General features: G+C 62.1%; 23 protein-coding genes. 13 read left to right on the forward strand and 10 right to left on the reverse strand.

Features of this window, described 5'->3' with window-relative positions; all coding sequences use genetic code 11:
• The first annotated feature begins 77 nt into the window (after nucleotides 1–77).
• The 3 genes from R1T40_RS09985 to R1T40_RS09995 all read left to right on the forward strand — a co-directional run bounded on the left by R1T40_RS09985 (nucleotide 78) and on the right by R1T40_RS09995 (nucleotide 3,474).
• Nucleotides 78–953 carry a hypothetical protein gene (locus R1T40_RS09985; RefSeq protein ID WP_317386813.1) on the forward strand — a complete coding sequence of 292 codons (876 nt, stop codon included), beginning with the start codon at nucleotides 78–80 and terminating at the stop codon, nucleotides 951–953.
• 99 nt (nucleotides 954–1,052) lie between these two features.
• Nucleotides 1,053–2,042 (forward strand): hypothetical protein, encoded by a 990-nt coding sequence (locus R1T40_RS09990; protein WP_317386814.1) that lies wholly within the window; start codon nucleotides 1,053–1,055, stop codon nucleotides 2,040–2,042.
• Nucleotides 2,043–2,181: 139 nt separating this feature from the next.
• Entirely contained in the window at nucleotides 2,182–3,474 is a 1,293-nt protein-coding gene (locus R1T40_RS09995) for an O-acetylhomoserine aminocarboxypropyltransferase/cysteine synthase family protein (RefSeq protein ID WP_317386815.1), read from the forward strand.
• A gap of 96 nt (nucleotides 3,475–3,570) precedes the next feature.
• Here R1T40_RS09995 and R1T40_RS10000 read toward each other — a convergent pair whose 3' ends face one another.
• A complete protein-coding gene (locus tag R1T40_RS10000) occupies nucleotides 3,571–4,287 on the reverse strand; it encodes an SIMPL domain-containing protein (RefSeq protein ID WP_317386816.1) in 717 nt (238 codons plus the stop codon).
• A gap of 242 nt (nucleotides 4,288–4,529) precedes the next feature.
• Between R1T40_RS10000 and R1T40_RS10005 the strand changes: the two genes are divergently transcribed.
• Nucleotides 4,530–7,343, forward strand: coding sequence for a hypothetical protein (locus tag R1T40_RS10005; RefSeq protein WP_317386817.1), 2,814 nt, complete (start codon nucleotides 4,530–4,532; stop codon nucleotides 7,341–7,343).
• 139 nt (nucleotides 7,344–7,482) lie between these two features.
• Here the strand turns inward: R1T40_RS10005 and hppD are convergent, their stop codons facing one another.
• Nucleotides 7,483–8,583, reverse strand: a complete 1,101-nt coding sequence (hppD, locus tag R1T40_RS10010) for a 4-hydroxyphenylpyruvate dioxygenase (protein ID WP_106162274.1) — start codon at nucleotides 8,581–8,583, stop codon at nucleotides 7,483–7,485.
• A gap of 138 nt (nucleotides 8,584–8,721) precedes the next feature.
• On the opposite strand from hppD, the gene R1T40_RS10015 reads away from it, so the two are divergent.
• From R1T40_RS10015 to R1T40_RS10025, 3 genes are all read left to right on the forward strand, one after another.
• Nucleotides 8,722–9,177 (forward strand): Lrp/AsnC family transcriptional regulator, encoded by a 456-nt coding sequence (locus tag R1T40_RS10015; RefSeq protein ID WP_317386818.1) that lies wholly within the window; start codon nucleotides 8,722–8,724, stop codon nucleotides 9,175–9,177.
• A 63-nt stretch (nucleotides 9,178–9,240) separates the two neighbouring features.
• On the forward strand, nucleotides 9,241–10,464 hold the full coding sequence (locus R1T40_RS10020; RefSeq protein WP_317386819.1) for a chemotaxis protein: 1,224 nt from the start codon (nucleotides 9,241–9,243) through the stop codon (nucleotides 10,462–10,464).
• Nucleotides 10,465–10,667: 203 nt separating this feature from the next.
• Nucleotides 10,668–12,545 carry a monovalent cation:proton antiporter-2 (CPA2) family protein gene (locus R1T40_RS10025; RefSeq protein WP_317386820.1) on the forward strand — a complete coding sequence of 626 codons (1,878 nt, stop codon included), beginning with the start codon at nucleotides 10,668–10,670 and terminating at the stop codon, nucleotides 12,543–12,545.
• Nucleotides 12,546–12,584: 39 nt separating this feature from the next.
• Here the strand turns inward: R1T40_RS10025 and cobT are convergent, their stop codons facing one another.
• Nucleotides 12,585–13,595: a nicotinate-nucleotide--dimethylbenzimidazole phosphoribosyltransferase gene (gene cobT, locus R1T40_RS10030; RefSeq protein WP_317386821.1), complete on the reverse strand. Its 1,011-nt coding sequence runs from the start codon at nucleotides 13,593–13,595 to the stop codon at nucleotides 12,585–12,587.
• Between the two features lie 101 nt (nucleotides 13,596–13,696).
• Here cobT and cobS point away from each other — a divergent pair, with 101 nt between their 5' ends.
• A complete protein-coding gene (cobS, locus tag R1T40_RS10035) occupies nucleotides 13,697–14,449 on the forward strand; it encodes an adenosylcobinamide-GDP ribazoletransferase (RefSeq protein ID WP_317386822.1) in 753 nt (250 codons plus the stop codon).
• Nucleotides 14,450–14,534: 85 nt separating this feature from the next.
• Here the strand turns inward: cobS and R1T40_RS10040 are convergent, their stop codons facing one another.
• The 5 genes from R1T40_RS10040 to R1T40_RS10060 all read right to left on the reverse strand — a co-directional run bounded on the left by R1T40_RS10040 (nucleotide 14,535) and on the right by R1T40_RS10060 (nucleotide 19,760).
• A complete protein-coding gene (locus tag R1T40_RS10040; protein WP_106162268.1) occupies nucleotides 14,535–15,047 on the reverse strand; it encodes a CarD family transcriptional regulator in 513 nt (170 codons plus the stop codon).
• Between the two features lie 291 nt (nucleotides 15,048–15,338).
• Complete coding sequence (gene fdxA / locus R1T40_RS10045; protein WP_106162267.1) at nucleotides 15,339–15,677, reverse strand: ferredoxin FdxA; 339 nt, start codon at nucleotides 15,675–15,677, stop codon at nucleotides 15,339–15,341.
• Between the two features lie 67 nt (nucleotides 15,678–15,744).
• On the reverse strand, nucleotides 15,745–16,119 hold the full coding sequence (locus R1T40_RS10050; protein ID WP_106162266.1) for an RNA-binding S4 domain-containing protein: 375 nt from the start codon (nucleotides 16,117–16,119) through the stop codon (nucleotides 15,745–15,747).
• Between the two features lie 7 nt (nucleotides 16,120–16,126).
• Entirely contained in the window at nucleotides 16,127–19,084 is a 2,958-nt protein-coding gene (locus tag R1T40_RS10055) for a helicase-related protein (RefSeq protein WP_317386823.1), read from the reverse strand.
• 85 nt (nucleotides 19,085–19,169) lie between these two features.
• Complete coding sequence (locus R1T40_RS10060; protein ID WP_207796872.1) at nucleotides 19,170–19,760, reverse strand: tetratricopeptide repeat protein; 591 nt, start codon at nucleotides 19,758–19,760, stop codon at nucleotides 19,170–19,172.
• Nucleotides 19,761–19,859: 99 nt separating this feature from the next.
• Between R1T40_RS10060 and R1T40_RS10065 the strand changes: the two genes are divergently transcribed.
• The 4 genes from R1T40_RS10065 (at nucleotide 19,860) to R1T40_RS10080 (ending at nucleotide 23,817) form a co-directional block, all read left to right on the forward strand.
• Complete coding sequence (locus R1T40_RS10065) at nucleotides 19,860–20,147, forward strand: SCP2 sterol-binding domain-containing protein (RefSeq protein ID WP_106162265.1); 288 nt, start codon at nucleotides 19,860–19,862, stop codon at nucleotides 20,145–20,147.
• Nucleotides 20,148–20,167: 20 nt separating this feature from the next.
• Nucleotides 20,168–21,115 carry an alpha/beta hydrolase gene (locus tag R1T40_RS10070; protein WP_317386824.1) on the forward strand — a complete coding sequence of 316 codons (948 nt, stop codon included), beginning with the start codon at nucleotides 20,168–20,170 and terminating at the stop codon, nucleotides 21,113–21,115.
• Nucleotides 21,116–21,389: 274 nt separating this feature from the next.
• Nucleotides 21,390–23,210, forward strand: a complete 1,821-nt coding sequence (locus tag R1T40_RS10075; RefSeq protein ID WP_317386825.1) for a M3 family oligoendopeptidase — start codon at nucleotides 21,390–21,392, stop codon at nucleotides 23,208–23,210.
• A gap of 97 nt (nucleotides 23,211–23,307) precedes the next feature.
• Entirely contained in the window at nucleotides 23,308–23,817 is a 510-nt protein-coding gene (locus R1T40_RS10080; RefSeq protein WP_317386826.1) for a GNAT family N-acetyltransferase, read from the forward strand.
• Nucleotides 23,818–23,865: 48 nt separating this feature from the next.
• On the opposite strand, the gene R1T40_RS10085 is transcribed toward R1T40_RS10080, so the two are convergent.
• Together R1T40_RS10085 and R1T40_RS10090 are read right to left on the reverse strand one after the other, a co-directional pair.
• Nucleotides 23,866–24,135 carry a DksA/TraR family C4-type zinc finger protein gene (locus R1T40_RS10085; protein ID WP_317386827.1) on the reverse strand — a complete coding sequence of 90 codons (270 nt, stop codon included), beginning with the start codon at nucleotides 24,133–24,135 and terminating at the stop codon, nucleotides 23,866–23,868.
• A gap of 225 nt (nucleotides 24,136–24,360) precedes the next feature.
• Complete coding sequence (locus R1T40_RS10090) at nucleotides 24,361–25,350, reverse strand: Gfo/Idh/MocA family protein (protein ID WP_317386828.1); 990 nt, start codon at nucleotides 25,348–25,350, stop codon at nucleotides 24,361–24,363.
• A gap of 160 nt (nucleotides 25,351–25,510) precedes the next feature.
• Between R1T40_RS10090 and R1T40_RS10095 the strand changes: the two genes are divergently transcribed.
• Entirely contained in the window at nucleotides 25,511–26,683 is a 1,173-nt protein-coding gene (locus tag R1T40_RS10095; RefSeq protein WP_317386829.1) for a dipeptidase, read from the forward strand.
• The last annotated feature ends 54 nt before the right edge of the window (nucleotides 26,684–26,737 follow it).

Raw genomic sequence — 26,737 nt, forward strand, 5'->3', positions numbered from 1 at the left:
GATTTGACCGCAAACTCGACGCAATTTATGCATAGCATTCTTCAGACGCGATAGAACGCGACAGACAGGTCAGTAGAATGCAGGTCATAATACATGCCGGCGCGCATGGCACAGAAGAAGATCGCCTGATGAAGACCCTCCTGCGCAACAAGGAGGGCTTTCTGGCGCGTGGAACTTCGGTGCCGGGACCTGCCAAGTATCGCCCCCTGTTGAAGGAGTGCATGGCGGCCTCAAAGGACCACGCACCGTCGGAGGATGCGCAGGATCTTTTGTGGGACGCCATTCTGGAGGAAGAGCACGCCGATCGCGTGGTGCTGTCCAACCCGCATTTCTTTGGCTCACAGCGCGATGCGCTTGACGGTCAGCGTCTCTATCCGGAGGCGGAGGACCGTATGCGAGCGCTCAAGGCGCTCTTTCCCGATGACGATCTTGAGCTCTATATGGCAATCCGCAGCCCGACCGGTTTTTTACCAAAACTGTTGGAAAAGGCGGGCCCCGGGCGCCGACAGGACGTCCTGAGCACCACCAACCCGACAGAGCTGCGCTGGTCGGCGATGATTGCCCGCATTCGTGCCGCTGTGCCGGATGTTCCGATCACGCTCTGGTGTTACGAGGATCTGCCCATGATCTGGGCGCAAATCCTGCGCGAGCTTGGCAATCTGGAGGCCGACAGCAAAGTTAAGGGTGGCATGGATCTGCTGGGCACCATCATGACGCGCGAGGGCATGCGACGCATGCGCGCCTATCTGCATGACCGCCCCGAAATAACAGAGATGTACAAACGTCGCATCTTCGCCGCCTTTCTCGACAAATATGCCATCGAAGAGGCGCTTGAAGAGGAACTGGACATCGAAGAGTGGACGCCAGAGCTCATCGCCCGGATCGAAGAGGCCTATGACGCCGATGTCGACCAGCTGAGCCGTATTCCCGACGTCAGACTGCTGACGCCCTAAGACCGCTGACGGGCAACACATCGGACGCAAGAGTGTTTACCGTCCCTGCCCCGGTGGTTAGGAAGAGGTCAGCATTTCCAGAATGACACGAGCGTTTCCATGTCCGGGCAAAACTACAACATCATGATCGTAGGCCAGTCCGGTCGGCTGATGTTCGAGGCCGTGCTCTTCGCCGCATCATTGCGCCAGACAAACCCCGGCTTTCGCGGACGGTTGTGCGTCGCCGTCCCGCAGCCCGGTCCGCTCTGGGCCCGCGACCCGTCCATCCGCAATGAGCCGGTGCTTGAGGCGCTGTCACGACTGGACGCAGAGATCTTGCCGTTTGAGTCACAGCACTTTGGCCAATCCTACCCCTATGGCAACAAGATCGAAGCCCTGTCCGTGTTGCCAGAAGGCGAGCCGTTTGTCTTTTTTGACACCGACACGCTGATTACTGGCGACCTGGGCAAAGTTCCGTTCGACTTCTCGCGCCCCTCCGCCAGTCTGCGGCGTGAAGGCACCTGGCCCACACCCACACTCTACGGACCGGGCTACGCCGACATCTGGCGTGCGCTGTACGGGCGCTTCAACCTCGACTTTGACAGCAGCCTCGATCTCGACCAGCCGGACGAATACTGGAAGCGGTATCTCTATTTCAACGCCGGGTACTTCTTTGGTGCCTGCCCGCGCGCCTTTGGCAGACGCTTCCTGGACTATGCACGATCCATCCGGGATGACCCGCCGGTGGAAATCGTGGGCCAGTCCCTCGATCCCTGGCTCGATCAGGTGGCCCTGCCACTGGTCATCCATTCCTTTGGCGGCGGCCGCGACACGCTGCCCGACGGCTATCTGGACGGACACACCAGCTGTCACTACCGCACCTTCCCGCTGCTTTATGCGCGCGAGAGCGATCATGTGGTTGCCACCTTGGAAGAGGTCTGCGCGCCCAACAAGATCAAGAAGGTCCTGAAAACCTACGAGCCGATCAAGCGTCTCGTCTATCAGGGCAAGGGACACCGCGTGCGCGCCCTGTTCGATCAGGACAACCTGCCCCGCCGCGAACAGGCGATCCGCAACCGGATCAAATCCGAAGGCCTCTGGATGCGCTGACCCTCAGATCGCGCCGCCGCGCCGATCCATAGGTCACAATTGCAGATGAAACCTGCTCGCTTTCCCTTGCACAAAGGCCGCGCCCGGTGTGTTCTGTCGCCAGCTTGATATTGAGTGCGACATAAGGGAGATAATCGAGATGTCCGACAGCCCCACCTACGGCTTTGACACGCTGCAAATTCACGCAGGCGCCCGCCCCGACCCGGCCACCGGTGCCCGCCAGACCCCGATCTACCAGACCACCTCTTATGTGTTCCGGGACGCCGATCACGCGGCCGCGCTCTTCAACCTGCAGGAAGTGGGTTACATCTACTCCCGCCTCACCAACCCCACCGTCGCGGTGCTGCAGGAACGGCTGGCCACGCTTGAGGGCGGTGTCGGCGCGGTCTGCTGCTCCTCCGGTCATGCGGCCCAGATCATGGCCCTGTTTGCCCTGATGAGCCCGGGCAAGAACGTGGTGGCCTCCACCCGGCTTTATGGCGGCACCGTCACCCAGTTCAGCCAGACCATCAAACGCTTCGGCTGGTCGGCAAAATTCGTCGACTTCGACGATCTCGACGCCGTGCGCGATGCCATCGACGATGACACCCGCGCGGTGTTCTGCGAATCCGTGGCCAACCCCGGCGGCTATGTCACCGATATTCGCGCGGTGGCCGATGTCAGTGACGCCGCTGGTCTGCCGCTGATCGTCGACAATACCTCCGCCACGCCTTACCTCTGCCAGCCGATCAAGCATGGCGCGACGCTGGTGGTGCATTCCACCACCAAATACCTCACCGGCAACGGCACCGTCACCGGCGGCTGCATCGTTGATTCCGGCACGTTCGACTGGTCGGCCTCGGACAAGTTCCCGGCCTTGTCGGCGCCCGAACCCGCCTATCACGGGCTGAAGTTCCACGAGACCTTCGGCAACCTTGCCTTCACCTTCCATGGCATCGCCATCGGGCTGCGCGATCTGGGCATGACCATGAACCCCCAGGCGGCGCATTACACGTTGATGGGGATCGAAACCCTGTCCCTGCGTATGCAGCGCCATGTGGAAAACGCCGAGAAGGTGGCAGCTTGGCTCGAAAACGACCCGCGCGTGGATCACGTGACCTATGCGGGCCTGCCCTCCTCGCCCTATGCCGAGCGCGCAAAACGCTGCTACCCCAAGGGCACCGGCGGCCTGTTCACCGTGGCACTGAAGGGCGGCTATGATGCCTGCATCAAATTGGTGGACAGCCTCGAGATCTTCTCCCATGTGGCCAACCTCGGCGATACCCGCTCGCTGGTGATCCACTCGGCCTCGACCACCCACCGCCAGCTGACAGCTGAACAGCAGGAGGCGGCCGGTGCCGGTCCCAATGTGGTGCGGATTTCCATCGGGATCGAAGACGCCGACGACCTGATCCGGGATCTGGACCAAGCGCTTGCGAAAGCCTCCGGCTAAAACGTCACAGCGCCCAGACCGCTTTGACGAAAAAACTGCAAAAGGCCGGGAAATCCCGGCCTTTTTCCATTTTTTAACAGCGCATTAGGCGCAAAATCAGTTGGGGCCAGACGGCTCCATGATGTCAAATGTGACGGAGACGTTGTGCTCCAAACTCACGGTGCCGGCAGAGATCGGCATATCGGAAGAGCGCGCCATTTCCATCGCCATCATCGGCGCACCGCCCGCAGATCCACCATCGCGGATCTCGCGCACCGGTCCCAGCGCCATGCCTGAGGCCTCGGCCAGCTGGCGCGCCTTGTGAAACGCATTTTCAACCGCCTGCGTACGCAGAAGATCCTGCGCGGTGTCCCGCTCGCTGTAGGAGAACGACAGCCCGCGGAACTCATTCGCGCCCGCGCGCAGCACATCATCCAGCACCCCACCGATGCCATCAATGTCATGCAGGGTCACCGTCAGCATATTGGAGGCCTCAAAGCCGGTGATGCTGCGTTCGTCCTGCCCGTCGCGGCGGACTTGGCTCCAGACGGGATGCATCGACACGTGCTGTGTCTGCATGTCCTCGCCCGCGATACCGCTGTTGCCCAGGCTGGTCATGACCTCATTCATCCGAACGGAGACCTGCTCCATCGCGGCACCGGCCTCTTCGGCCTGTTCACGCACGCCAAGGGTAATCACGGCCTGATCCGGCGCAACATCCATGCTCGCTTCGCCTGTCACATGCAACTGGCGCAGCTCTTCCGCGCTCAGGGACAGGGGGGCAAACGCAACAGCGCCTGCCAACATCAGGGCCATGGTTTTCTGGTTCAACATCTGGGATCCTCCGCTAGTGTCGATCTGAGGTCTACATGGGAGTGGCAGATCCCCGCGCGCAAGGGGAGCTTTCGTGCTTTTGCTTCCCCTCGGCGGGTTACTGCTCTATGGTTTGCGCAACAATAACGGCGCCCCGGCACGGGCGTCCCGGGTTGGTTGGCCGTCTTTCATGGCGCTCGACTTTCGGGATGCAACGGTTCCCTGAGGGGCGAGGCACGCAGACAAAAGACACTGATGACCTGATGAAACCAGAGTTTGCGCTCTCTCTTTCTTTCGACGGCATCGCGCTGCTGGTGCGTGGCGCGGGCGGATGGCAACGTGTCGGCGAAATTCCGACCGACACGCCAGACATGCCCGCCGCCCTGGCGGCCCTGCGTGCGAAGGCCACCGCTGCCCTGCCCAGCAAGTCCCTGCACTGCAAGCTGATCCTGCCCGATGCGCAGATCCGCTACCTGACCATCCAGACAGGTGAGCGGTCGAACGACGCGCGGATCACGTCGGCACGCAAGGCGCTTGAAGGCGCAACGCCCTACAGCGTGTCAGAACTCGCCTTTGATATCAGCCCGGATGGTGCCGATACTCATGTGGCGGCCGTGGCGATCGAAACCCTCGAGGAAGCCGAGAGCTTTGCGCTCGCACATGGGTTTGACCCCGTAAGTTTCGTTGCCGCACCGGAAGGCCATGTGTTCTTGGGCGAACCTTTCTTTGGCACCCCCCGCGCCGCGCGCGGGCTGGAGATTGAGCCGGATGAGATCGCGGTGGTCGAGATTGGCCCCCTGAGCCTCGAGCACAGCGACGCGGCCTCCATCAGCGCAGCGCCAGCCTCGGAGCTCTCAGTAGGCAGCGCGGATGTGGCCCACTCCGCGGACACGCAGACCACCGATACCGCAGACGCAACTGTTGAAGACGATCAACCCGCGGCCAAGGCCGGTAAGGCCAAGACAGATGCGCAGGCAGACCTGTTCAAAACCCCCGAAGTGGACGCGATGGGCAAAGACAAAGACGCGCTTGCCCCGCATTCCGGCGGCCCCATCATTCTGCCTGCGGCACCGCCCTCCGCAGAGCCGACGCAGAGCAGCGGCGCGGAGGCCACTGAGCTGGACAGCCCCCCAAACACACCGGACGACCTCTCGTCGCCCCATCCTGACGAAAACCAGGATGCGCAGGATCAAGACGCCGCAGCGGCGCTGAGTTTCAGCTCACGCCGTGCGCGTGGCGAAACAGCACCGCTGAGCGCACAGCGCCGCGCGCCAACCGAAGGCCCAACCGCAGCTGTCGTGCTGAGGCCGGAGACCGCCGAGACGGCAAGCGCAGACCTCCGCTCAAAGGCACCGCTGACCACCGGGCCGCAACGAGACGCCTCCGAATCGTCGCCGACCGCCTCCGTTCCGCCCGCCCCGAACCTGTCCATGCCGACACCGGTTCTGGCGCATACGACCTCCGCGCCGCCCAGACCTGCGGCGGATACGGCGCCCGCTGCCGCCAGACCCGTGTCGCCGCCCCAGAACGACATCAGCCAGATGCCGCAGGCGCGATCTCTGCGCTCCCGCTCGGGTCGCATCGGTCTGGTCGCGGTCACCCTGGCCACCGTCTCGGCGATCGGCGCCTGGGCCTTGGTTCAAGAGCTGCCCGAGCTCTGGTCCGATCTCAAACGTGCGGACCTGGTCCAGACCGAGGACCCGGTCGCCACGCCGGTACTTGCCACCGCCGAGGATTCCGAACGGGCCGCAGGCCTTGTCGCACCGGGCCTGTCCGCCAGCGATGCGCCATTCCTGCCGTCCGATGACACCTCCCGGCCTGCGGACTTCGACACCGGTCAGGTCGCGGCACCGCAGGCCGATCCTGATGGTTTGACCGTCACCGACGCCGCCGTTCTTGAAGCCCTCGGAACGCCCGTGGTCGATGAGGTCGCGCCAATTGACGGCCAGGACCTTGTCATTGCCTCCCTGCCCGCGCCACGCGACATCTCCGGCACTGGCGACGAGGGCGACCAGGCGCAGGAGACATCACAAGACGACCTGAGCAATGAAGGGGCCGGTATCGACCCCGAAGCGCTTGCAGATGGTGTGGTGCCAGATGACGCCGCTGATGCGGGCGAAGGGTTGGACGGTACGGTCGCCGATCTTGAGGCAGCGGCGCAATATGCAGCCACCGGGATTTGGCAACGCGTGCCGGATATCGCGGAATTGCCGCCGCTGATTGATCTCGACAGCATGTATGTCGCCTCGATCGACAATACCGAACTGTCCCAGGACGCCATCGCCCTGCCCGCACGAACCGCACTCAACACCGACACCCCGTTTGGCGCCGTGTCCAATCCGACCGAAGCCGGTCGCGCCTTTGACCTCGACGCGCGCGGGCTGGTCGAAGCCACGCCCGAGGGCACGTTGAATCCAGACGGCATCATGGTGTTTTCCGGCCGCCCCGAGATCACACCGCCCGCGACACCGGACCGCCCCTCTGCACGAGAGCAGGAAGCGGCAGACACGACCGCACGCATTGCGCTGCTGCAAAAGCTGCGCCCCCGGACACGGCCAAATGACCTGGTGGAGCAGGCCGAACGCGCGCAACACGGCGGCGTTGTACGTGCCGAGCTTCTGTCCAAGCGCCCACCAACCCGGCCCGCCTCGCTGAAAACCGAGGAACAGGAAAGCCAACCCGCCACAGCCTTGGCCGTTGCGCGCGCACCGCAACCCCGGGCACGCCCTGCGAACTTCGCCAACCTCGTGGATCGCGCAAAGCGGCGTCAGCAGCAGCAACAGACAGCCGCAGTCTCGGCCCCTGCCGCGGTGGTTACGCCCTCCATCCCCTCCTCTGCCTCCGTGGCACGACAGGCCACCGTGCAACGCGCGCTCAACCTGCGGCGCGTGAATCTGATCGGGGTCTATGGCAAACCCTCGGCCCGCCGCGCGCTGGTCCGGTTGCCGTCGGGACGCTACGTGAAGGTCAAGGTCGGCGACCGGATTGATGGTGGGCGGATCGTGGCAATCGGCGACAGCCAGCTGCAATATCAGAAAGGCGGCCGCAACAGGACGCTCAACCTGCCCAACAGCTAAACCAGATCTCGTCTTTCTGGCACGTCGCGGGCAACGGGCCGGAAGAGACAACAGTCTGAACTGCATAAAAAAGCCGGGCATCTTGCCCGGCTTTCTTGTTTACCTGTGGGTGGGTCGCCTAAGGGACCAACCCGGCAGATTATTCTGCGGCTTCGATTTCGCCATTGTTGATCTGCTCTTGCTCGATCGACTCGAACAGCGCCTTGAAGTTGCCCTCGCCAAAGCCGTCATCGCCCTTGCGCTGGATGAACTCAAAGAAGATCGGCCCGATCACGGTCTTGGAGAAGATCTGCAGCAGGATGCGGGTTTCGCCGCCGTCCACCACACCTTCGCCGTCGATCAGGATACCGTGTTTCTGCATCCGGTTGAGCGGCTCTTCATGGCCTTTCACCCGGTCCTGGCTCATGGCGTAATAGGTCTCTGGCGGGGCCGGCATGAACTGGATGCCGCGCTCGGAAATCTCGTCCGTCGCATCATAGATGTCGCGCGCGCCCACGGCGATGTGCTGGATGCCCTCGCCGTTGTACTTCTTCAGATAGGCTACGATCTGGCCGGTCTCGCCGCGGTCCTCGTTGATCGGGATGCGGATGCGGCCACAGGGCGAGGTCAGCGCGCGGCTGAAGAGGCCGGTGAACTTGCCCTGGATGTCGAAAAAGCGGATTTCCTTGAAGTTGAACAGATCACCGTAAAAGTTGAACCACTTGTCCATGTTGCCTTTGAACACGTTGTGGGTCAGGTGATCGAGGTAGTAGAACCCCACGCCGCGCGGCTTGGACTGCTTCAGCCACTCGAATTCCTCGTTGTAAGGCGAGGTCTCGTAATACTGGTCGATGAAGTAGATCAGCGAGCCGCCGATGCCCTTGATCGCGGGCACATCCATGGTCTTGTCGGCGCCCTCATAAGGCTCCGCACCCTTGGCAACCGCATGGTCAAAGGCCTTCTGCGCATCCACCACACGCCAGCCCATGGCCGGTGCGCAGGGGCCGTGCAGCTCGACGAACTTCTCTGCAAAGGAGCCTTTTTCGGCGTTCAGGATATAGGTGATATCGCCCTGCTGCCAAAGCTCGATACCCGGTTTGGTCTTGTGGCGGCCGACCAGCTCATAGCCCATTTTGGTGAACAGCTCGCGCAGTTCCTCCGGGTTGGGGCTGGCAAACTCGACAAACTCGAACCCGTCGGTGCCGGCGGGGTTCTCGTCGCTGATCACGGACTTCGGCGCGTCGTGGGGGAAGGGTCCCATGCGTATCTCCTGCGTTGCTTGCTACGTTGGCCTCATATTACCGCATCTGAGGTGCATATTTTGCGCAATCTCGCAGTGAACCCTTTTACATTTCGCGCAAATCGCGCACCATGAAGCAGACATTCGGGGAATTCACGCATGCTTGACGCCATCGACATTAAATTGCTCGCACATTTGCAAAAGGACGCCCAGGCCACCGCGCAAGAGCTTGGCGAAGCTCTGCACCTCTCCTCCAGCCAGGCGGGGCGGCGGCGGCAACGCCTGGAGACCGAGGGCTATATCCAGAGCTATGTGGCCCGCCTCGACCCCGGAAAACTCGGTCTAGCGGTGCAGTGTTTCGTGCAGGTTCACCTGCACAGCCATGGGCCGGACAATGCTGCCAGCTTTGCCCGCCTGGTGGCCGGTCGCCCCGAGATCACCTCAGCCTGGACCATGACCGGCGAGGCGGATTACCTGCTGCGCGTCTATTGTCACGATCTGCAGGAGCTCAATACCTTGCTGCACGAGATTGTTTTGCCACATCCCGCTGTCGGACGCGTGCACAGCCAAATCGTAATGGCACAGTTAAAGGGAGACAGCCCGCTACCAGTTTAAGAATACGTGAACTTCTGGCGGGCTATGGTGGGTCCAAATTGATCATTAGATGGAATCGCCCTCGTGTCTTTTGTCGACCGTCGCATTGAAACCCGCCCAAAAAGCGGAGCAGCTCCCTTCGAGTTGGATGAAGTGTTCTTCTCCAGGACCGATGAGCGTGGTGTTATCCAAGCCTGCAACTACGTGTTTCAGCGCGTATCTCACTACGAATGGGACGAGGTCCTGGGCGCGCCACACAAGATCATTCGCCACGCGGACACACCCAAAGGCCTGTTTCAGATCTTCTGGGACACGCTGAAATCCGGCAATACCATCGGTGCATATGTAAAGAACAAGGCGAAGGACGGCCTGCATTATTGGGTGTTTGCGGCTGTTGTTCCCTGTGAAGGTGGCTATCTCTCCGCTCGGATCAAGCCCTCCAGCAAATTGTTCAGCGATATTCAGGCACTCTACGCCAAGATGGTCAAAGCTGAGACCGAGGGCGGGCTGTCCCCTACCGAAAGCATGCAAATCATGCTCGACTGGGTCCATTCGAGGGGGTTTGACGACTATCAGCACTTTGCATCCCACGCGCTGGCCGAAGAACTCATCGCCCGTGACGAGGGGCTGGGCCGCAAACCTGACCAGCAGATTTCCGATCTGCGCGATATGCTGCGCAATGCAGAGAAGCTGCTGGATGAGACACACGGCCTCGTAAAAGACTTCGAGGCGATGCACACGATCCCGCATAACCTGCGCGTCATTGCCTCGCGCATCGAACCGTCGGGCGGGCCGGTGACCGTTCTCTCCCAGAACTACGGTGCAATGTCGCGGGAAATGTCAGACTGGTTCGAGCGCAACGTGATGGGCGAGAATACCAACTTCGCCACCGTTAAACACTCCGTGAACTCCAGCCTCTTCATCGCTGGTTTGACGCGCATACTGACGGAATGCGACGCCCAGTTGAAAATCGAGCGGCGCAACCTCGGCGACACCGAAATGGACACTGAGCGCCGGTTGCTCACCGACCTTGCAGAGCAGCAATCGAGTTTTGCCCAGTCGGGTATGGCCGAGGTGGATATCGAGGCAGACCGTATCATCAACGCCTGTCAGGTCATGCACCGTCATTTCCTCGGCCTCAGCTCGACCCGTGTGCTGTGCAAGATCGAGAGCGCTCGCCTTCCCTCCTCCGGCGAAACACTCTCGGATATCATCGACCAGTTGGGGGCCTTTCAGGAACGCATCTCGGAGCGGCTGGAACATATAGCCAAGCTTGGCGAGGAAATCCGCTCGATCGAAGCGCAATAACCTCCGCCGATTTAGGTTGACACATCTGCCCCCGGAGCCTGCCGCTTCGGGGGCAGATTGCATTGACGCGCGGGCGCCCCATCCAGCCTTGCAACATGCTGCACATCAGCCACGCTGATTTCTTTTTGTCGCACGGGGAGATAAGAACCGACGAAACGCGCCTATCTCTATGCCAAGTCTCCAAAATCTGGCAATATTATCTTATGGACAGTTTTCTCTCTCAAGCGTCAATTTATCTCGCCGCCGCCGTGATTGCCGTACCGATCGCCGCGCGCCTCGGCCTGGGATCGGTTCTCGGTTATCTCGCAGCCGGCATCATCATTGGCCCCATCCTCGGACTTGTTGGATCCGAAGCGGAGGACTTGCAGCACTTTGCCGAATTCGGCGTTGTGATGATGCTGTTCCTGATCGGTCTGGAGCTTGAGCCGCGCGCGCTCTGGGCGATGCGACACCATCTGATCGGGCTTGGAGGTCTCCAGATCTTTGCCTCGACGGGTCTGCTGGCCGGGGCGGCCATCGCATTTGGGCACACTTGGCAGGTCGGACTTGCCGTAGGCCTCGCGCTGTCGCTGTCCTCCACCGCGATCGTGCTGCAAACCCTGTCCGAGAAAGGTTTGACCAGAACCGGCGGCGGTCGGGCGACATTCTCCGTTCTGCTGACACAGGACATCGCGGTGATCCCGATTCTCGCACTCCTGCCTCTGCTCGCCACAGCACCACTGACATCTCTGTCGCATGATGGCTCGATCCAGCGCGGCGATGGTGCGGCAGATGCCGCACATCACTCCCTGTCACTGGTCGAGGGCATGCCAGGCTGGGCGGTGACCCTGATGACGATCGGGGCGGTCGCCTTTGTCATCCTCGCTGGCGTCTATCTGACCCGGCCGGTGTTTCGCTTCATCCATGCCTCCAACCTGCGCGAGATGTACACGGCGCTGGCGCTTCTGATCGTGGTCGGGATTTCCTTTTTGATGACACTGGTCGGCCTCTCCCCGGCGCTTGGTGCGTTTCTCGCCGGTGTGGTTCTGGCCAACAGCGAATTTCGACATGAACTGGAAAGTGACCTTGAGCCGTTCAAAGGCCTGCTGTTGGGGCTGTTCTTCATCACCGTCGGCGCGGGCATCAACTACCGCCTGTTTCTGGCCGAACCGGGTGACGTGATCGGCCTGGCGCTTCTGGTGATCCTGACCAAAGGCACTGTGCTGTACTTCGTCGGCAAGGCGTTTGGCCTGAAAGGGCGCAATCACTGGCTCTTCACGCTCGGATTGGCACAGGCAGGCGAATTCGGCTTTGTCCTGCTGGCGTTCTCACTGCAACTGAACGTGGTGACGCCGGACCTATCCGAGAAATTGTTGCTGGTGATCGCGCTGTCGATGCTGATCACGCCGCTTCTGTTCATCCTCTACGAGATCCTCTCCAACCGGATGAAGGACGCACATGTGGAACACACGCCTGATGAGATCGATGAGGAAGGCACCGTCATCATCGCCGGGATTGGTCGCTTCGGCCAGATTGTGCACCGCCTGGTGAATGCCAGCGGCTTCAAGACTGTTCTTCTGGACAGTGACATGCAGGCCGTGCAGCTGATGCGCCGCTTCGGGGTCAAGAGTTTCCTTGGCGACCCCACCCGCCCGGAACTGCTGAAGGCCGCCGGGATTGCCAAGGCAAAGGTTCTGGTGGTTGCCCTGGACGATCAGGACAATGCCACCAAGCTTGTCGCCGATGCCCGGCGCAACTACCCGCATATTCACATCGTGGCCCGCGCCTATGATCGCAACCACGTGTTTGAACTCTACAAGGCGGGCGCCAACGATATCGTGCGCGAGATGTTCGATAGTTCGCTGCGCGCAGGTCGCTATGTTCTGGAGAACATCGGCCTCAGCGAGTACGAGGCCGCACAGGCAGAGCAGACCTTCTACGCACATGACCGGCACACTGTCCGGGAGCTGGCGGGGCACTGGATCCCCGGCACCCCTGCCAGCGAAAACCCCGCCTACATCAAGCGCGCAAAGGAACTGGAGAAAGATCTGGAAACCGCGCTCCTGTCCCTCGCGGAGGAACACGTCGAACGGTCACGATGACCTTCTCAGGCTGAACCGCGCTGCCCGGATGTGCGGCCCTCAGCCGTCGGAGACGCCTGCCTCGGCAAAGGTTGCCATGCCGGTGTGGCAGGCCACTGCGCCCTTTAGCACCTGTATCGCCAGTGCCGCACCGGAGCCTTCTCCCAGGCGCAGCCCAAGCGACAGCAGCGGTGCCTTGCCGAGATTTTGCAGCAGGGCCGCATGGGCGCCCTCGGCGCTTTGATGGCCGGCGATGGTGTGATCCAGCGCCCCATCGGCCACGCGCGCCAGACAGGCCGCCGCCGCACAACAGATGAACCCATCCAAGATCACCGGAATGCGCAGCATGCGGGCCGCCGCGATCGCACCCGCCATTGCGGCAACTTCACGACCGCCCAGGCAGCGCAGAATATCCAGCCCGTCTGCGGATTGGTGAAGCGCCACGCCCTCAGCAACCACCTGCGCCTTCAGCGCAAGCCCGGCATCATCCACTCCTGTCCCACGACCGGTCCAGTCGGCGGCCTCTCCCCCATAGAGCGCATGGCAGATGGCCGCGGCAGAGGTGGTGTTGCCGATCCCCATCTCACCGACCACCAGCACGTCACAGGCCGGATCCACCGCCGCCCAGCCGGTTTGTAGCGCCGAAAGGAACTCCGTTTCGGTCATTGCAGGAGCTGCGGTGAAATCGCTCGTCGGGCGATCAAGATCCAGCGCATGCACATCCATGCGCGCGCCTGCGAGTTTCGCAAGCTGGTTGATCGCCGCCCCGCCAGCTTTGAAATTGGCAACCATCTGCACCGTAACCTCTGCCGGGAAGGCTGAAACCCCCCGTGCGGTCACGCCGTGATTGCCCGCAAAAACAATCACCTGTGGCGCCGAGATGTCCGGCTTGTCGGTACCGCGCCAGCTGCCGTACCAGATCGCGACATCTTCGAGCTGTCCCAATGCGCCCGGTGGTTTGGTCAGTTGACCATTGCGGGCTTCGCAGCCTGCACGCGCGGTTGCATCGGCGACAGGCGCCTTGGAAAGCGCCGCGCGAAAGGCGGAGAGTGAGTTAAATTCTGGCAGCATGAAAAGCCTCGTTGCGTCGGACCGCACCGCGCAGGTAAAGCGGTGTCTGACCTGTTTACCCCCCGCGCCGCGCGCCGAGAAGACCTGCCAGAGGCATCACCATGCGAAAAAACGACTTCAAGGCAATGGATATACTGCTTGCGCTGGTGCTGCTGACCCGCCTGCCCCTGCCGCATTTGCATAAAAGCCGCTTTGGCCGCCAGGCCCATGCGGTCTGGGCCTTCCCGCTGGCGGGGCTGATCGTCGGACTTCTGGCGCTTGCGACCGCACAGCTGGCGCTGGGATGGTGGTCGCCTGCCATCGCCGCCGGTCTCGCACTGGCAGTGCAGGTGCTGATCACCGGCGCCATGCATGAAGACGGGCTGGCGGATACGGCGGACGGGCTTTGGGGTGGCTTTGACCGGGCAAGACGCCTTGAGATCATGAAAGACAGCCACATAGGCACCTATGGGGTGCTGGCGCTGGGTCTGGGCTGCGGGCTGCGCTGGGTGACGCTGACCGCCCTGCTGAGCGCTGGCATGATCTGGACGCTGGTGGTCATGGCCGTCCTCAGCCGCGCCGCGATGCCGGTGATGATGGCCAGCCTGCCCCATGCGCGGGACACCGGCCTGTCGCACAGCGTTGGCCGCCCGAACCGCGCGCATGTGGTCGCCGGCGTTGTCCTTGCACTGGGTCTGGGCATTTTCTGCATCGGCGTGACTGCGGTGGCTGTTGGCCTGTTGCTGGTGCCAGTGGTGCTCGGCCTGCGTGCCCTTGCCAGGGCGAAGATCGGCGGTCAAACCGGCGATATCCTCGGCGCCACACAGCAGCTCTGCGAAATCGCTGCCGGGCTTGCGCTCTTGGCGCTGCTCTGACCGGGCAGATCACTATCCGGCGCATGCACCACAAAAAAAGACCGCCCCACCGGGACGGCCCTTTGTGTTCACAGAACTGAAGAAATCAGGCTGCCGCGCGCGAGGTCAGAACCTCATCCACTTGTTTGGCAGCTGCGATTTCATCGCCACCGGAGACCGCAGCAACTTCGCGCGTCATACGTTCCAGCGCCGCTTCATAAAGCTGACGCTCGGAATAGCTCTGCTCGCGCTGATCGTCGGTCCGGTGCAGATCGCGGACCACTTCGGCGATCGAGATCAGATCGCCAGAGTTGATCTTCTGTTCGTATTCCTGCGCCCGGCGCGACCACATGGCCCGCTTGACCTTGGCCTTGCCCTTCAGCGTCTTCATCGCCTGCGCGATCACGTCCGGAGAGGACAGCGAGCGCATGCCAATGTCGACTGCCTTGTGGGTCGGAACCCGCAGGGTCATCTTGTCTTTCTCAAAGGTGATCACGAATAGCTCCAGCTTGTAGCCGGCCACTTCCTGCTCCTCGATCGACATAATCTGACCAACCCCATGGGCCGGATAGACAATATAATCGTTAGGGCGGAACTCGAGCTTCTTCGATTTGGTCATACAGGTCTTTCCTCGCGATGACACGGCAACCATGCCGACTTGGCCCACGCCACGACTCACCTGCGCGGCACATGGAACATGGGCCGCTGGGCATCGAATTGGCGCAGACAGCCCACCAAGAGACACACGAATCATGTGATCATCACGGCGGGCGATATTCTACGTATTTCGTTACATCCGTTAAATATAGCACAAAAACGCGCCCTCCGAAAGCGGCAGGGCACGTCAATATGACGTATGGGTCAATCTTTAACGCCTATTTCGCGAGAAATGACCCGAAACAGTGCTGTCTCAGCCGCCTTCGCCGGGCGCTTCGGAGAAGTATTTCTCCAGCTTGCCCTCTTCGCCGTCTTTCTCCTCATGACCCGGCAGCGGGTCCTTCTTGGAGACAATGACCGGCCAGAGCTCGGAGTACTTGCGGTTGAATTCCACCCATTTGTCCATATCCGGCTCGGTGTCCGGACGGATCGCGTCGGCGGGGCACTCTGGCTCGCATACACCACAGTCGATGCATTCATCGGGATGGATCACCAACGTGTTCTCACCCTCGTAGAAACAGTCAACCGGGCATACCTCGACGCAATCGGTGTACTTGCAGGCAATACAATTGTCCGTAACGACGTAGGTCATTTTGGCTTGGATCCCGTTCCAGTGTCTGGACGTTTAGCTAATCCACAAGCGCGCAGGCTTCAAGCCGTCAATGATCGTCCCAGACACGAGTAAGACCAAGCGCCCTGCGCTGCTTCTTATCCGGGCGACCTTTTCCCTCAAATTTGGGATTGGCAGGCGGTTTGTCCTGCGGCTCGGTCATATCAAGGTAAAGTGTCTGCGCCTCAGAGGCCGGGCCACGTCGCTCCGACAGGGCGGCGATGCGTACAACGCGCACCAGATACCCTTGCGGAAAAGTCAGAACGTCCCCAACGGAGACGTTCTGAGAAGGCTTTGAAACCTTTGCGCCATTCACGCGGACATGACCCGCCCCGACCTGTTTGGCTGCCAGCGAGCGGGTTTTGTAAAACCGCGCATGCCACAGCCACTTGTCGATCCGGATCTTGCCCGCGTGATCACTCATGACGCAATCAGTCGTCCTGTTTCAGCCCCATCAGCGCTGCGGCAAAGGGGTTGTCGGGGTCGATTTGCTTTTCCTTGCGCGGAGGACGGGAGGAATAGGTCTTGGCCCCCTTGTCACCACCACGGTCCGGACGGCCGCCTTTCTTGCCACCGGGCTTGCCCTGTGGCTTGCCACCACCGCGCGCATTGCCACGGCCTGCGCCGTCAGCTTTCTGACCACGACCTTCGCCGCGACGCTGACCGCGCTGATTGCCGCCCTGACGCGGAGTACGGCCCCAGGTGAAGGTGTAGAACACCTCGATCTCGGGCTCGTCGATCGCAGCATCAGCAGCCTCACCCACCGGGGTTTCGGCATCTGCCGTCTCCGCGATCGGTTCCGCAACATCAGCATCGGAAGGCTCTGCCGCGACGGGCGCCACGCCTTCATCCGCAATCTCTTCGGTACCGGCTGGCACATCCGCAGCCGTTTCAGCTGCATCTGCGTCGACAGGTGCTGCGGCTGGTGTGGCTTCCGCTTCGGCGGCCGCATCCATTACCGGCTGATCCGCCGCAGGTGTCCCGCCTTCGGTCACCACGGCATCGACCGCCTTGACCTTGGTGCGTTCGCCCTTCTCTGCGCGGTAGCCAAGGCCCTGCATCAGATCGGAGAATTGCTCCAGCGTCATGCCAGTGATCGACAGCATGTCGGGCTTGGCTTCAAAGCCACCCCGGCTGTCCTCGGCCCGCAGCAGATCTGCGAGACGTTCCAGCATGTCGATCCGGATCATGCGCTGCCCGGCAGCACGATAGCCTGCCATGGTATCGTAGCCTTCGGGCGCTTCCGGCATCGACGGAACCGTCACCAGACCCGGAGGCGGCGCTTCGGGGAATTCCTGCAAGCCATTGGCCAGCGACCACAACAGCAGACGCAGACGGGTCGGCGCCGGTTTCAGCAGCAGCGGCATGAAGATGGTGAACTGGCCAAACCGGATGCCATGCTTGCGCAATGCACCACGGGCGTCCTGGTCCAGATCCTTCACCTCCTGCGCCACGCCAGCGCGCGGCAGAATGCCCAGCGATTCCACCATGCGGAAGGCAAAGCCACGGGCCAGACCCGACAGGGCCTCATCCTTCTGCAGGTTGATCAGCGGCTCGAACAGAGCCTGGATCTTGCGCGAGATGAAATGCTGCAGGCGGCGTTCAACCTTCTGGGCCACATCCGGGCCCGCGGCATCATCGACAAAAACCTCGATCTGCGGGGACAGCGCATCTGCGCCGGCCACCAATTTGCCGACAGCGTGTTCACCCCACATCAGGCCGCCCTGATCGGTGTAATCAATTTCGGTATCGGGTGCGTTGTAGAACCGGTCCGCACGCAGATGATACTGCGGCGCGAGCGCCTGCACCGACGCTGATTTCAGCGCCTTTGCCTCCGCTCCTTGTGCGGTCTTATCCGGCGAGAACCGGAAGCCTTCGAGTTTACCGACGAATTCGCCTTCGACGGTCACTTCACCCTGGTCATTTACTTCGGCCAAAAGGGCCTCCTTCTGTTTGAGCCGGCGCATCAAAACAGATGTGCGCCGGTCCACAAATCGTTGCGTCAGACGCATATGCAGGGCGTCGGACAACCTGTCTTCTACAGTGCGGGTTTCCTCCCGCCAATGACTTTCGTCACGCAGCCAGCCCTTTCGCTGTGCCACATACGTCCATGTGCGGATAAACGCCAAGCGTTTCGACAATGTGTCAATATCGCCTTCCGTACGGTCAATCCGACGAATTTGACGGGCAAACCAGTCATCCGGCACCACACCGCCATCCTGAAGATAGCCGAAAATGCCGCTAAGCAAAGAAGAATGCTCTGCATGGCTAATGCCGCGGAAGTCGGGAATCCGGCACACATCCCACAACAGACGTACCGCCGGAGCCTCGCGCACCCTGTCGCGGATTGTCGCATCTTGCGCAAAACTCTTCAGCACCATCAGGTCATCGGCCTCGCGGGCCTTCAGCAGCACCTCATGGTCGGGGCTTGATTCGAGCGAGGCAATCAGCGCGTCGATGGAGCCAAACCGCAGGTCCGCCGACCGCCAGTTGAGCTTCTTCAGCGGCGTGAAGCGATGCTCCATGATCGCCTCGGCCACGCCCTCATCCAGAGGTCGGGCATCGCCGGTGACACCAAAGCTGCCATGGCTCATGCCGCGCCCCGCGCGACCGGCGATCTGTGCCAGCTCATTCGGTGCGAGCTCCCGCATGCGGCGGCCATCGAATTTCGAGGTAGAGGCAAAGGCCACGTGATCCACATCGAGGTTCAGCCCCATGCCGATCGCATCGGTGGCCACGAGGTAGTCCACTTCGCCGTTCTGGTAGAGCTCGACCTGCGCATTGCGGGTGCGCGGGCTGAGCGCCCCCATCACCACCGCCGCACCTCCCTTCTGACGGCGCAGCAGTTCGGCAATGGCATAGACGTTGTCGACGCTGAAGCCGACGATGGCGGTGCGCGGCGGCATCCGGCTGATTTTCTTGGAGCCCGCATAGACCAGTTCCGACAACCGCTCGCGCCGCACGAACTCCACCCCCGGCACCAGCGCAGAAATCGGCCCGCGCATGGTATCCGCGCCCAGGAACAGCGTCTCCGTCGTGCCGCGTGCGTGCAGTAGCCGGTTGGTGAACACATGGCCGCGTTCCGGATCGGCACAGAGCTGGATTTCGTCGATGGCAAGGAAATCACAGCCCATGCCCTCGGGCATCGCCTCAACGGTACAGATCCAGTATTTCGCGCGCGGCGGCACGATCCGCTCTTCGCCGGTGACCAGCGCAACCACCGAGGGACCGCGCAAGCCTACGATCTTGTCATAGACCTCGCGTGCCAGTAGGCGCAGCGGGAAGCCCATGATCCCGGTCCGATAGCCTAGCATGCGATCAATCGCGTAGTGGGTCTTGCCTGTATTGGTCGGGCCAAGGACGGCCATGACCCGGGATGCAGCTGTCATTGCATCAAACTCCACGCGCCCTGTCCTCCGGCAACCGCCGGCATCAGGGGATCAAATTCAGGGATCACTGCTCAGAGCGCGCTCATCACAGAGCCCGCCCCTCCACTTCGACGGACAGTCGATCCATCGCCTTGGTTACTTCCTCGTGATTGGGATGTATAGCCTTGGCGCGCTCATAGGCAGCATAGGCGCGCTTGGCATCGCCAAAGAACTCAAACACCTGCCCAAGCGCAAAGATGGCGTTGTAATCATTCGGGTTCAAGGCCAACGCCTGTTCCAGATCCGCAACCGCCGGCCCGTAGCGCTCTGCGTTAAAGAAGGCCCGGGCGCGCTCCGACCAGCCCTCGGCGAACTGCGGCGCATGGTCGGTCAGCGCGGTCAGATGCTCGATCGCCGCCGCCCAGTCCTGCCGCTCCATCGCGTCCCGCCCCCGGCGCAGCAACAGATCCATCGAGGGCGAACCGCTGCTGCTCCAGACGGCCTGCAGTTCGCGCTCCAGCGCGGCAGCATCATTGGGATCGGCATCCCGCAGCCGTTCCAGCAGCGCATCTTCGCCCAAGGACGACAGGTTCACCGGCGCCGCTGTCTGTGCGGCGACAACAGATGATAGAGAGGGGATGACGGACAACGAGATTGCCGCCACGATAGCTTTGAGATTCGCGCAAGTTCTGCCCATACTTTGAAAGGTAACGGTCCAGGGTGCAAATACCAGTGCCCCGACCATCAGTTTCACAGTTTTGTGCAGAGGCGCAGAACCCGATTTAGGAAAGACGACATGAGCGACACTCTGGAACAGGCAGCCGCGACGCTGAACGAAAAGATGGACGGCGGCTTTGACAGCACTGCCAAGTTCGAGATCACCGACATGGGCTCGATCATTCTGGATGCCAATGGCGCCCGCGTCTCCGATGACGACGCCGAGGTGACCATGACGGCCGATGCGGAGACCTTTCAGGAAATCCTCTCCGGTGAGCTGAACCCGACGGCCGCCTTCATGGGGGGCAAGCTGACCATCGACGGCGACATGGGCGTGGCGATGCAGCTGGCACAAGCGCTGTCCTGACCGCCATGAAAGATCAGCCGATGGCAGAGACCTCACCCGCGCCATACTTCGCCGAGATCGCGCGCGGTCCCGACGATGGCGCAGCCCATTGGCTGACCACACGTGATGGCCTGCGGATCCGCGCAGGCCATTGGCGGCCCCAATCGGACGCTGCGGGAACCATTCTCATGTTCCCGGGGCGCACCGAATACATCGAAAAATACGGCCCCTTTGCGACCGAGATGACCGCACGCGGTTTTGCCGTGATCGCGGTGGACTGGCGCGGTCAGGGCTTGGCGGATCGCGCCCTTGCGGACCGTCGTCTGGGCCATGTCGACCGCTTTTCCGATTTCCACGAGGACGTCGCCGCGCTGCTTGCTCATGCCACGGCCCTCGATCTGCCAAAGCCCTGGTACATGATTGGCCACTCCATGGGCGGCGCCATCGGCCTGCGCGCCCTGCATCAGGGTCTGCCCGTTTCGGCCTGTGTCTTCACCGCGCCGATGTGGGGCATCCGCATTCCCTTTGCCCTGCGTCCGCTGGCCCGGATCCTGAGCCGCTTTGGCGCTCGACTGGGGCTGAGCGAGAGCTTGGTGCCCACCACCACCATCGAACAATATGTGCAAGTCACACCGTTCGAGGGCAACAGTCTGACCAATGACCCCGAGATGTACGCCTTCCTGCAGATGCAGATGGAAAAACAGCCGGATCTTGTTCTCGGCGGCCCGACCGTCCAGTGGCTCGGACAGGCTATGGTGGAATGCGCGGCGCTTCGGGCGGAGGCCTCGCCCAATGTGCCCTGCATCACCTTCCTGGGCGACAGCGAGCAGATCGTCTCCACCGACGCCGTGCATGACCGCATGGCGCGCTGGCCCGGCGGCAAACTGGATGTGGTCGCAGATGCCCAACACGAAATCCTGATGGAGCGACCGGACACCCGGACCCGCGTCTTTGACGCCATCGCCGCACATTTCCGCGCGCACCGCTGATCCGTTTCCAATAGGGGAAGTTGGTGCTGCGACGTTGACTTCGCCACCCCCGCGCCGCGCGCGCCCGATCAGGGCACGCGCGGCGCGGGTCGTTTCGGGCCTTGCCCGAAACGAAACCCCTCTGTTCGGTGGTTTCAGCAGGCATCTTCCGCTCGGCGCTTGTGCCTGCCGATACAGAGACCTAAGTGTTTCGGGAACCGATTTTCAGGCTCGGGCCCCTGCCGCGCATCCTCGCGGGCATGCCTACCCCTGCCAGACACCAGACGGAGGTCCCATGTTCCAACTCCCCTTCCCCGTGCGCGATGCCAATGCCTCTTCCGGCGCTGATGGCCTGGGCAAGCTGCCCGAATGGGATCTCAGCGATCTCTACACCTCCGAAGAGGCCCCCGAACTCAGCCGCGACCTCGACTGGCTGCAAGGGGAATGCGCCTCCTTCGCCGCCGACTATGAGGGCAAACTGGCCGATCTGGACGCCGACGGCCTGCTGGCCTGCGTGCTGCGCAACGAGAAGATCAACAATATCGCCGGGCGCATCATGTCCTACGCCGGTCTGCGCTACTACCAGCTGACCACCGATGCGGGGCGCGCCAAGTTCCTGTCCGATGTGCAGGAAAAGGTGACCGTCTTCACCACCCCGCTGGTGTTCTTCACGCTGGAGATCAACCGCATCGAGGACGGCAAGCTGGACGCGCTGTTTGCCGCCAATGCCGATCTGGCGCGCTACAAGCCTGTGTTCGACCGTATCCGCGCCATGAAGCCCTATCAGCTCTCCGACGAGCTGGAACGCTTCATGCATGACCTCGGCATCGTCGGCGACGCCTGGGAGAAACTCTTCGACGAGACCATCGCCGGCCTCACGTTTGAGATCGACGGCGAGGAGCTGGGCATCGAGGCGACGCTCAACCATCTGACCGAGCAGGACCGCGCCAAGCGCGAGGCCGCCTCCCGCGAATTGGCCCGCGTCTTTGCCGACAACATCAAGACCTTTGCCCGTGTCCACAACACCCAGGCCAAAGAGAAAGAGATCATCGACCGCTGGCGCGGCATGCCCAGCCCGCAGATGGGCCGTCACCTGTCCAACGATGTCGAACCCGAGGTGGTCGAGGCCCTGCGCGAAGCGGTCGTGGCCGCCTACCCCAAGCTCTCCCACCGCTATTACGAGCTGAAGCGCAAATGGCTCGGTCTGGATCGTATGCAGGTCTGGGACCGCAACGCGCCGCTGCCGATGGAGGCCACCCGCATCGTCGACTGGGACGAAGCCCGCGACACGGTGATGGAGGCCTATGCCGCCTTTGATCCGCGCATGGGCGAGTTGGCAGAGCCGTTCTTCGACAAGGGCTGGATCGACGCGGGCGTGAAGCCCGGCAAGGCCCCCGGCGCCTTTGCCCATCCCACCGTCACCAATGTGCACCCCTATGTGATGCTGAACTATCTTGGCAAACCGCGCGACGTGATGACGCTGGCGCATGAGCTGGGCCACGGTGTGCATCAGGTTCTGGCCGCCGATCAGGGCGAAATGCTGTCGTCGACACCGCTGACGCTGGCGGAAACCGCGTCGGTGTTTGGCGAGATGCTGACCTTCCGCAAGATGCTGGAAAAGGCCAAGACCAAGGAAGAGCGCAAGGTGCTCCTCGCCGGCAAGGTCGAGGACATGATCAACACGGTCGTGCGCCAGATCGCCTTCTATGACTTTGAATGCAAGCTGCACGCTGCACGCGCCGATGGCGAATTGACGCCCGAGGATATCAACGCCCTGTGGATGAGCGTTCAGGCCGAAAGCCTTGGCGACGCGTTTGACTTCATGGAAGGATACGAGACCTTCTGGGCCTATATTCCGCATTTCGTGCATTCGCCCTTCTACGTCTATGCCTATGCCTTCGGCGACGGGCTGGTGAACGCGCTCTACTCGGTCTACGCCGAGGGCGCCGAGGGCTTCGAGGACAAGTATTTCGATATGCTGAAAGCCGGCGGCTCCAAGCACCACAAGGAACTTCTGGCGCCCTTTGGCCTGGACGCCTCCAATCCCAAATTCTGGGACAAGGGGCTGTCGATGATCTCCGGGCTGATCGACGAGCTGGAAGCCATGGAAGAGTAAGGCTTTCCGCATAGAGGCCATTCGATGGCAGCGATGCTGAAAACACTCTAAAATTGATCCCTCAAGGCCCGCCGCATCGTGACGGCGGGTCTTTTTTATGCATCTTTACCGCACCATGACGACGCGACCCGGAATCGAATTTCAGCGACTTGAAAAGTCCGACCATGATCTGGTCCGCCACATTGAGGTGGCTCCGGAGCAGATCGTCTATTGTGGCACCATCGACATGGCCTTCGCCTCGCAGGAGGACCGGATCGACCTTTACGCCATCCGCGCGGCAGGCGCAGCCGTTGGGTTTTTCAAGATCGACCTGAAATATCCGCAAACCTATGGCTTCGCCCATTACGGCGACCTCGGCCTGCGCGCCTTCATGATCGACTACCACCATCAAGGGCGCGGCATCGGGCGCGCCACATTGGCAGCGCTGCCGAATGCGCTGCGCCACCTCTACCCGGGCGCGCGGGCGCTGGTGCTGACCGTGAACATCCGCAACCAGATTGCGGTACGCAGCTATTTGCAGGCCGGATTTGTCGACACCGGCGACATCCATGACGGCGGTCTTGCCGGCCCCCAACACGTCATGCGGCTGCCGCTGCGTCCCGCCTGATCAGGCGCGGCACGTCCAGCCGCGGCCCCTCAGCTCACGTCACCGAGATCACTTCAACTGGCTGTCCTTGCTGCCACGCCGGTTGACGCCGCCCCGGAGCTGCTGCGACCCATCTCGCTCCTGCTGACAATCGATGCAGAGCTTCACGCCGGGTATGGCGCGCCGCCGGGCTTCGGGGATCTCCTCCTCGCAATCAGCGCAATGGGTCAGGCTCTCGCCGACCGGGGCACGACGCGTCTTGAGACGCGCCAGCTCGTCCGAGATCGATGCCTCGATCTGTTCGCTTACCGCGCCATCCTTTGCCCAGCCGCCAGCCATCGCCACGCCTCCCAGTTGTCGTGGCAGCCATGCTAGACCCGGCTACCACAGCCGGGCAACCCTGATATCAAAATCGACACTTTCGAGGGGTTGCGCCGTGCGACGCACGTCGCCCGGCGGCAGGCCGCGCCTCCGGCGCGGCCTGCCCGGCCCAAGCGGCCGATCTGCATGTTCCATGCAGAGGGGACGCGCGGGAGCGCCCCCCTGACGCCTCGACCTCCGTGATCAGAGGTCCGTTGCGACCTCGAACACCCGATCCATCATCGCCTGGGTGCCACGGGAGAACTCCAGCGGGCAGGCATAGGGCACGCCCTCGCGCAGTGATCGACCAAAAGCCTCCACCTGCAGCTTGTAGTGATCCGCCAGCGGGAACCGCTCCGCAATCACCTGACCGGTCCCTGCCGCATGGGATGTCTGGTGCAGCTCCAACCGTGCCTCGCCGAAGACGCGTGGATTGAAGGGGGCCGTGAGGCGCAGCACGCCCTTGTCGCCGTGAAACAGCATCTCCTGATAGGGCTGCAGCCGGGTGCTGACATAGGCGGTGTAGAGGAACCCCGGGAACCGCGCCTGCACGTTCGACAACACATCGACGCCATTCTCCCATTCGATCTGGGCGCTGACCTCCACCGGCTCCTCCCCGGTCACAAACCGGGCCGAGCCAAAGACATAGACGCCAATGTCGCGCAGCGCGCCACCGCCGGTTTCGGGGCGGTTGCGGATGTTGTCCACATCCTGCCGGTTGTCAAAGGAGAACCTGCCCGACACATGTCGGAGCTGCCCCAGCGCGCCCGATTGCACCAACTCCTGCACCCGCTGCCACTGCGGGTGGTGCACGATCATATAAGCCTCTGCCGCCAGCACGCCCGCGGCATCCCGCGCCGCGATCAACTGATCGAATTCAGCCTCCTGCAAGGTTGCGGGTTTTTCGACCAGCACGTGCTTGCCCGCCTGCATCGCCTTCAGTGCCCATTCCACATGCAGGTGGTTGGGCAGCGGGATATAGACCGCATCGATCGACGGGTCCGCCAGCAGCGCCTCATAGCTCTCATGCACCATGATACCGGGTGCAAAGGACTGAAACGGCACCGCCTTTTCGGCGCTGGAGGTTGCCAACGCGGCCAGTTCCGCCCCCTCTGCCGCATGAATGGCGGGCGCCATATGTTCGCGCGCGAATTTGGCCGCCCCTAGGACGCCCCACCGGACCGGGTTTGTCATGACTTCTCTCCTTCGTTCAGGGAATCCTGTTTGCGCTCACATTAGCTCTGACGTGACGGCGGGGCAAATTTTGCCGACCCTCCACCCCCGCACGCTTTCTTCTTGCGTTGTCAGTGTCCTCGCCTAGCCTGCGCGCAAAAGCAGCTGGAGGATCAGGACAATGGCAACACTCGCAATATGGCTTCGGCGGCTCGTGATACTCTGCGGCCTCGCAGTGGTCGCCTTCCTGCTCTTTGCCCCTGCCTATGTGGAGAAAAGCCGCAATCGCGTCGTCGAACATGCCCCCTATGACGTCAGCGCCACGGCTCAGGCGCTCCACGACAGTCTGACGATCGGCGATCTGCACGCCGATCCGCTCCTGTGGAAGCGCGACCTGACCGAGCGTGGCACCCGCGGACATGTGGATATTCCCCGCCTCATCGAGGGCAACGTCGCCCTGCAGGTCTTTACCGCGGTCACCAAATCCCCTGCCGGTCAGAACTACGATCACAATGAGACCGACGCGATGGACAACATCACGCTGCTGGCGGTCGGCCAGCTGTGGCCACTGCCCACCTGGTCGTCGCTCTATGAACGTGCGCTCTATCAGGCGCAGAAACTGCATCGCTTTCAGGAGCGGTCCGAGGGGCGCCTCAGGATCATCCGCACCGAGGCGGACCTCGACGCGCTGCTTGAGCTCAAAGCAGCGGGCGATGATGTGGTCGGCGGGCTGCTTGGCATCGAAGGGGCCCATCCGCTGGAAGGTGACATCGACAAGTTGCAGGGGCTGGTGGACGCGGGCTACCGCCTCATCGGGCTGCAGCACTTCTTTGACAACGCCCTTGGCGGCTCCCTCCACGGCAGCAACGATCAAGGCCTGACCGAGTTCGGGCGTGATGTCGTCGCGGCCTCCGTCGCGCAGGGGTTGATCCTGGACGTGGCGCATTCCAGCCCGCAGGTGGTGCGCGACGTGATCGAGATGACAGATGTGCCCATCGTTCTGTCTCACGGCGGCATTCAAAAGGTCTGCCCGGTGAAGCGGAACCTCCCCGATGCGCTGATGCAGGAAATTGCCGCAACAGGGGGCGTCATTGGCATCGGCTACTGGGCCGATGCGGTCTGTGATGCCTCCCCGGCCGGGATCGCCCGCGCGATCCGCGGTGCGATCGAGGTGGTCGGCGCGAATCACGTGGCCCTCGGATCCGACTTTGACGGCTCTGTCGAAACCACCTTCGACACCTCCGAACTGGCGGCACTAACCCAGGCGATGCTCGACGAAGGCCTCTCGGAGTCGCAGATCCGCAAAGTAGCAGGCGAGAACATGCTCCGGGTGATCCGCGCCCGCCTCGACTGACCCAGGCTCCGGCCCAATCTCTGACCCAGGCTCCGCCCCCTTAAAAACGCGCAC

It is taken from the genome of Tritonibacter scottomollicae (assembly GCF_032924845.1).
Classification (GTDB): domain Bacteria; phylum Pseudomonadota; class Alphaproteobacteria; order Rhodobacterales; family Rhodobacteraceae; genus Epibacterium; species Epibacterium scottomollicae.

What these genes read in the sequence shown, in the direction of transcription:
- R1T40_RS10025 (WP_317386820.1), top strand. Translation starts at nt 10,668, where the DNA reads ATGGACAGTTTTCTCTCTCAAGCGTCAATTTATCTCGCCGCCGCCGTG.
- hppD (WP_106162274.1), bottom strand. Translation starts at nt 8,583, where the DNA reads ATGGGACCCTTCCCCCACGACGCGCCGAAGTCCGTGATCAGCGACGAG.
- cobT (WP_317386821.1), bottom strand. Translation starts at nt 13,595, where the DNA reads ATGCTGCCAGAATTTAACTCACTCTCCGCCTTTCGCGCGGCGCTTTCC.
- R1T40_RS10085 (WP_317386827.1), bottom strand. Translation starts at nt 24,135, where the DNA reads ATGGCTGGCGGCTGGGCAAAGGATGGCGCGGTAAGCGAACAGATCGAG.
- R1T40_RS09990 (WP_317386814.1), top strand. Translation starts at nt 1,053, where the DNA reads ATGTCCGGGCAAAACTACAACATCATGATCGTAGGCCAGTCCGGTCGG.
- R1T40_RS10060 (WP_207796872.1), bottom strand. Translation starts at nt 19,760, where the DNA reads ATGGGCAGAACTTGCGCGAATCTCAAAGCTATCGTGGCGGCAATCTCG.
- R1T40_RS10080 (WP_317386826.1), top strand. Translation starts at nt 23,308, where the DNA reads ATGCATCTTTACCGCACCATGACGACGCGACCCGGAATCGAATTTCAG.
- R1T40_RS09995 (WP_317386815.1), top strand. Translation starts at nt 2,182, where the DNA reads ATGTCCGACAGCCCCACCTACGGCTTTGACACGCTGCAAATTCACGCA.
- R1T40_RS10070 (WP_317386824.1), top strand. Translation starts at nt 20,168, where the DNA reads ATGGCAGAGACCTCACCCGCGCCATACTTCGCCGAGATCGCGCGCGGT.
- R1T40_RS10075 (WP_317386825.1), top strand. Translation starts at nt 21,390, where the DNA reads ATGTTCCAACTCCCCTTCCCCGTGCGCGATGCCAATGCCTCTTCCGGC.
- R1T40_RS10000 (WP_317386816.1), bottom strand. Translation starts at nt 4,287, where the DNA reads ATGTTGAACCAGAAAACCATGGCCCTGATGTTGGCAGGCGCTGTTGCG.
- fdxA (WP_106162267.1), bottom strand. Translation starts at nt 15,677, where the DNA reads ATGACCTACGTCGTTACGGACAATTGTATTGCCTGCAAGTACACCGAT.
- R1T40_RS10065 (WP_106162265.1), top strand. Translation starts at nt 19,860, where the DNA reads ATGAGCGACACTCTGGAACAGGCAGCCGCGACGCTGAACGAAAAGATG.
- cobS (WP_317386822.1), top strand. Translation starts at nt 13,697, where the DNA reads ATGCGAAAAAACGACTTCAAGGCAATGGATATACTGCTTGCGCTGGTG.
- R1T40_RS10005 (WP_317386817.1), top strand. Translation starts at nt 4,530, where the DNA reads ATGAAACCAGAGTTTGCGCTCTCTCTTTCTTTCGACGGCATCGCGCTG.
- R1T40_RS10055 (WP_317386823.1), bottom strand. Translation starts at nt 19,084, where the DNA reads ATGACAGCTGCATCCCGGGTCATGGCCGTCCTTGGCCCGACCAATACA.
- R1T40_RS10095 (WP_317386829.1), top strand. Translation starts at nt 25,511, where the DNA reads ATGGCAACACTCGCAATATGGCTTCGGCGGCTCGTGATACTCTGCGGC.
- R1T40_RS10090 (WP_317386828.1), bottom strand. Translation starts at nt 25,350, where the DNA reads ATGACAAACCCGGTCCGGTGGGGCGTCCTAGGGGCGGCCAAATTCGCG.
- R1T40_RS10050 (WP_106162266.1), bottom strand. Translation starts at nt 16,119, where the DNA reads ATGAGTGATCACGCGGGCAAGATCCGGATCGACAAGTGGCTGTGGCAT.
- R1T40_RS10040 (WP_106162268.1), bottom strand. Translation starts at nt 15,047, where the DNA reads ATGACCAAATCGAAGAAGCTCGAGTTCCGCCCTAACGATTATATTGTC.
- R1T40_RS10015 (WP_317386818.1), top strand. Translation starts at nt 8,722, where the DNA reads ATGCTTGACGCCATCGACATTAAATTGCTCGCACATTTGCAAAAGGAC.
- R1T40_RS09985 (WP_317386813.1), top strand. Translation starts at nt 78, where the DNA reads ATGCAGGTCATAATACATGCCGGCGCGCATGGCACAGAAGAAGATCGC.